Origin of the sequence: Prosthecobacter sp. (genome assembly GCF_049294395.1) — a bacterium.
Lineage (GTDB): Bacteria > Verrucomicrobiota > Verrucomicrobiia > Verrucomicrobiales > Verrucomicrobiaceae > Prosthecobacter.
Window position 1 is genome coordinate 1 of record NZ_JBAQCR010000051.1, and the last position, 4,717, is coordinate 4,717.

A 4,717-nucleotide genomic window follows, 5' to 3' on the forward strand; every position below is an offset into this window, starting at 1 on the left:
GGCTTTGAAGTTGCCGCCGCTGCCATGCAGGAAGATGGGAAGGCGGTTGTAACACTGTCAGAAATCAGGCGCGACGGAGGAATTCATCGAGAGCGGTGGTGCGGCCTGCCTGATGATCCCGAAGGGCACGGGCAGCCATCTCATCGAACTGGCCACCGAGAATGGCACTTTCAAAGGCACCGTCCACACGGCGCGCACGCACCTCGTCAAACCAGGCGGCGAAGGTCTGGAAGTCAGAGTCGGGCAATTGTGCCGCGGCGGCTTCGATTTGAAGCACGGTGCTCATGGCAGGAAGAATACCAATTCTATCTTGAATGCGCAAGCTTGAGTCGACGAGTAAAGAGGTGCTTGGTCCCGTCGAGCAGCCTACTTCTTCGAGATCGAATCAATGATTGCGTCCCAGACTTTGGCGGCTTGTTCTTTGGAAAAGTCCGAGGGTGGGCTGTACGAAAGGTAGATGCAGTTGGTCTCGATGTTGGTGGCGATGTAGGCCGAGTAAATCAGGCGTCGAGAGCTGTCCTCCTGCTTGTACTTCAAGATATAGGCGATCACGGCATAGCCGCCGACATTGCGCTTTTTCTGAGCCACCAGCTCAAGCCCTGCCGCTGCCAGTTCTGATTTGAGTGTTTCCTCGTGAGAGAATTTTTTCTTCTCGGCAAAATAACCCACATCCAGCGAGATCTTGCCCCAGACGTAGCCCGTTTGGGGGAGATCGCCGGTGTCTGCGGCAGGCTTGATCGCCTGTGGCAGCATCCAGTAGGTATAGCTTTCATTCACCTCGAGACCCTCGGCATGGACATAGTCTTTTGGGACGTCGAGCTTGAGGGGCAGAGGCTGCAATTGACCGGCGAAAAACTCGTCAATACTAACCGTCTTCATGGCCACATCCGCAGCATGGATCGATACCGAGGCCAGCATCGCGAGAAGGCCGGCCCTGAAGAATGAGGTCATGAGCAGTTTGAAGTGGATCAATAATACTTCACCAGCCCGTCGCGCCACAGCGGCTTGAGCTGATCGATGGGGGAATCGATGAGGGTGGTGCCGTTGTGGGAGATGTAGAGGTAGGGATCACGCGTGGAGTCGCCGATGATGGTGAGGCCGGCGGCTTCGGCGGCGCTGACGTGTTCGGGGGCGATCTCGACGAGGAGGCGGCCGGGAGTTTCGCCGAAGAGGAGTTCGGCGGTGGTGAGGCCGGCGTGGGCGGGCATCTTGTCGGTGGAGATGCGGAGGCCGCCTTTGCCGCTGAAGGCCATTTCGGCCAGGGCGACGGCGAGGCCGCCTTCGCCGATGTCGTGGGCGCTGAGGACGGCGCCCTGCTTCACGAGTTCAAAGTAGCGGCGGTAGGCGGCGAGGCTTTCGACTTCGCAGAAGTCGGGGCCGGCATCCATGCCGATGCCTTTGGTGTACTTGGCGACGATGCTGCCGCGCAGTCCGGCGCTGGCTTTGCCGAGGATGGCGATCTTGCTGCCGACGCGGCGGAGGGAAGCGCCGACGACGTGCTTGGCATCTTCCACGATGCCGAAGCCGCTGAGCAGCAGGGTGACGGGGATGGAGACGGGGCCTTCATCGGTGATGAAGTAGTTGTAGAAGCTGTCCTTGCCGGAGACGAAGGGGGCGGCGTAGGCGATGGCGGTTTTGGCCATGCCCTTGGTGCATTCCACGAGGGCGCCGAGCTCGCGCTCGTTGTCGGGATTGCCCATGCAGAAATTGTCGAGAATGGCGATGCGGTCGGGATTGGACCCCATGGCGACGAGCTGGCGCACGCACTCATCGACGACGGCGCGTCCCATGAGGTGCGGGTCGGTCTTGCCCCACTCAGGGAGCAAGGCGCAGGCGAGGGAGACGAGCTGATTGCTGCCATCCACACGGATGACGCTGCCGTCCTGCGGGGCGTCACCGGAAGCACCGGCGAGGGGCTTGAGGACGGTGTTGCCCTGCACTTCGTGGTCGTACTCGCGGATAATTGGCTCACGGGAGACGATGGAGAAATCGGAGAGAAGCGTCTTGAGCGTGGCGGTCCAGGATTCAGGACGCACAGGGACGACGGGCTTCACGGACGGCGGGGTGCGCCATTTGCCCTTCATCTCACGGCGCGGGGCCTCATGCAGGGCGGCCACGTGGAGATCGCAGACGATGGTGCCGTGGTGGAAAACTTTGAGGCGCTGGGAGCCATCGGCCTTGGCGAGCACGCAGAGCTCGGTCTGGTAAATGGCGGCGAGTTCGTGCATCGCAGCGAGGTCTTTTTCCTCGATGGCGATGACCATGCGCTCCTGGGATTCGCTGATGAAGACCTGCCAGCTTTCGAGATCGGGGGCTTTGAGCGGGGCGTTTTCCAGCCACACTTCGCCACCAGTTTCACGCAGCATTTCGCCTGCGGCGGAGCTGAAGCCACCGGCACCGCAGTCGGTGACGAACTGGATGAGGCCCTTCTCACGTGCGGCGAGCACGAAGTCAGCGGCCTTCTTTTCTTCAATGGGATTGCCGATCTGCACGGCGGTCTGGTCCTCTTCGTGGGAGTCGGTGGTGAGCGATGCGGAGGAGAAGGTCGCGCCTTTGAGGCCGTCCTTGCCGGTGCGACCACCGGCAGCCACGAGCAGGTGGCCGGGCTTCACTTCCTTGGCGATGTCCTTGATCGGGATGATGCCGGCGGTGCCGCAGAAGACGAGAGGATTGTAAATGAAGGTGTCGTCAAACTGGATCGCGCCATTGACGGTGGGGATGCCCATGCGGTTGCCGTAGTCGCGCACGCCGCGCACCACGCCGCGCATGACGCCGAGGGGGTGGATGACGTCCTTGGCCTTGATGTCTTCCTGCTCGATGTTGGGCGGGCCAAAGCAGAACACGTCGATGGAGGCGACCGGCTTCGCGCCTTTGCCGGCGCCGAGGATGTCGCGGATCACACCGCCGAGGCCGGTATTGGCACCGGCGTAGGGCTCGATGGCGCTGGGGTGATTGTGTGTTTCCACCTTGAGGCACACGGCTTTGTCGGCGTCCAGGCGGACGAAGCCTGCGTTGTCTTCAAACGCTCCGAGCACGAAGTCGGGCTTGTCCTTGCAGATCTCTTCCGTGACCTTGCGAATGTAGGTCTTGAACAGGCCGTCCACGATCTCTTCCTTGCCGTCGAGGGTGTGCGTGATCTTCGCGCCAAAGATGCGGTGCTTGCAGTGCTCGCTCCAGGTCTGGGCGATTACTTCCATCTCGACGTCCGTGGGCTCGCGGCCTTCGTCGTTGTAAATCTTCTGCACGGCGAGCATGTCGGCGCGTGAGAGCGAGAGCTTCATGCGCTTCGAGAGGTCGAGGAGCTGGTCGGCGTTGAGTTCGCGGAGGGGGATGGTGCGGAAAACGGCTTGGGACATGGGTGGGACCCCCTGACTTGGCGAGGAATCGGCCGGGTTCAATGGCGGAGGGGGAGGAAAATAGCGGGGATTGCGTCGATGACCGCCACAGGTTTCTAGGACTGGGCCGTTTTTATCCCTTCAAGCTGCTGGCAAGGCCTTCTCGGCAATGGCCATTCGCAAGCGGTTCAGAAACGCCTGAAGTTCGGCAGGTTCGAGATGGCGTATCATCCAAGCCGGCAGTTCGGTGACGCGCAGTCCGTCCAAGAGCATGGCGACGACGGCAGGCTCCCAGCCACCGTCCTTGGTTTGGGCGTCTGGCAGGGCGGCGAGCAGGTCGTGGCCTGCCTGTTCCAGAAAGTAGAGGTCCACCACGTCCTTCAATTCGGTGCGACTGAGCAGCGTGGTCAGCTTGTTGGCGATGATCTCCCGCAGCGTGTCCACCCGAATGCCGTCGAAGTCGGCTTTCTTTGCATCAAGCTGTGGCGCACGATCCACGACGACATCTACCAACTCGCGTTCTTCACCACGCGTGAGCCGAAAACGGTGAAAGTCAGGGGCGGTACGCAAGGCCTGGCAGTCTGCTTTGATTTCAGCGGCGACACGGTGCACGAGGTTTTGAACTTCGATGCCCTCAACCTCGTCACCGGTGAAAAGATCCAGGTCATAGGAGCGGCGGTGATCGAGATAAAATAACCCGAGAGCGCTGCCGCCCGTGAGGAAAAAGCGCTGTTCCTGCGCGAACCAAGCGCGAAGAAAATCGCGTTTCAACGGCGTGCAGGCGTTAGATTCTTCCCAGCTCATGAGCGGCGCGGAGGAGATGCTCCCAGACGGGACGACGACGACCAAGCATGGGGCTGAGTTGAGGAAAGCTTTCGGCGACTTGTTTCAGAGTGAGAAACTGCCAGACCTGGTCCACCCGTGCCTCGCGCATGAGCCAGGCGGCGGTGTGCAGCCAGTCAACGCCTGTGCTGGTGGCGAGACGCGCTCGCAGGCTGGAAGCCGTTTCAGGACGGTCCCACGCGAAGTCGAGGTTGTCAGCGGGCATTGCTGCTACGGGCGGCATAGCGCAAGAGTAATGGCCTGCAGTTGGCCCGTCAAGCCGGGTGGAGGGCGGATAGGAGGTGGTGTGAAACGGTTGCTGTTCTTCCCGTGCCCGCTTTTATGCTGCCACCATGGCAACCATCGCAGTTCTCGGCACGCTCGACACCAAAGGTCACGAACACGCCTACGTGGCGGAAATCATCCGCGCACGCGGGCATCAGACGCTGCTGATCGACACCGGCAGCGGGGATGTGCCGCAGGTGAAGCCGGATGTGACGCGGGAGCAGGTCGCGGCGGCGGGGCAGGTGGACTTGGCGGGCATCATGGAGAGGCAGGAC

Annotated in this window: 6 protein-coding genes; 1 reads left to right on the plus strand and 5 read right to left on the minus strand. The window is 61.4% G+C overall.

The genetic code is table 11. From position 1 onward, the window contains the following. Nucleotides 1–64: 64 nt before the first annotated feature. The 5 genes from WAW39_RS03245 to WAW39_RS03265 all read right to left on the minus strand — a co-directional run bounded on the left by WAW39_RS03245 (nucleotide 65) and on the right by WAW39_RS03265 (nucleotide 4,383). Nucleotides 65–286, minus strand: a complete 222-nt coding sequence (locus WAW39_RS03245; protein ID WP_422315720.1) for a hypothetical protein — start codon at nucleotides 284–286, stop codon at nucleotides 65–67. Nucleotides 287–366: 80 nt separating this feature from the next. After that, nucleotides 367–951: a hypothetical protein gene (locus tag WAW39_RS03250; RefSeq protein ID WP_422315722.1), complete on the minus strand. Its 585-nt coding sequence runs from the start codon at nucleotides 949–951 to the stop codon at nucleotides 367–369. Between the two features lie 17 nt (nucleotides 952–968). After that, nucleotides 969–3,356, minus strand: coding sequence for a phosphoribosylformylglycinamidine synthase subunit PurL (gene purL, locus WAW39_RS03255; protein ID WP_422315724.1), 2,388 nt, complete (start codon nucleotides 3,354–3,356; stop codon nucleotides 969–971). A 120-nt stretch (nucleotides 3,357–3,476) separates the two neighbouring features. Further along, complete coding sequence (locus WAW39_RS03260) at nucleotides 3,477–4,139, minus strand: nucleotidyl transferase AbiEii/AbiGii toxin family protein (protein WP_422315726.1); 663 nt, start codon at nucleotides 4,137–4,139, stop codon at nucleotides 3,477–3,479. Next, complete coding sequence (locus WAW39_RS03265; protein ID WP_422315728.1) at nucleotides 4,120–4,383, minus strand: hypothetical protein; 264 nt, start codon at nucleotides 4,381–4,383, stop codon at nucleotides 4,120–4,122. Before WAW39_RS03265 ends, WAW39_RS03260 begins: the two co-directional genes overlap by 20 nt. Nucleotides 4,384–4,510: 127 nt before the next feature. Between WAW39_RS03265 and WAW39_RS03270 the strand changes: the two genes are divergently transcribed. Next, nucleotides 4,511–4,717: Tm-1-like ATP-binding domain-containing protein (locus WAW39_RS03270; RefSeq protein WP_422315730.1), on the plus strand; the 207-nt coding region annotated here is incomplete at its 3' end.

Bases quoted from the DNA above. Each gene is read 5' to 3' on its own strand.
- WAW39_RS03245 (WP_422315720.1), bottom strand. From the start codon at position 286: ATGAGCACCGTGCTTCAAATCGAAGCCGCCGCGGCACAATTGCCCGAC.
- WAW39_RS03250 (WP_422315722.1), bottom strand. From the start codon at position 951: ATGACCTCATTCTTCAGGGCCGGCCTTCTCGCGATGCTGGCCTCGGTA.
- purL (WP_422315724.1), bottom strand. From the start codon at position 3,356: ATGTCCCAAGCCGTTTTCCGCACCATCCCCCTCCGCGAACTCAACGCC.
- WAW39_RS03260 (WP_422315726.1), bottom strand. From the start codon at position 4,139: ATGAGCTGGGAAGAATCTAACGCCTGCACGCCGTTGAAACGCGATTTT.
- WAW39_RS03265 (WP_422315728.1), bottom strand. From the start codon at position 4,383: ATGCCCGCTGACAACCTCGACTTCGCGTGGGACCGTCCTGAAACGGCT.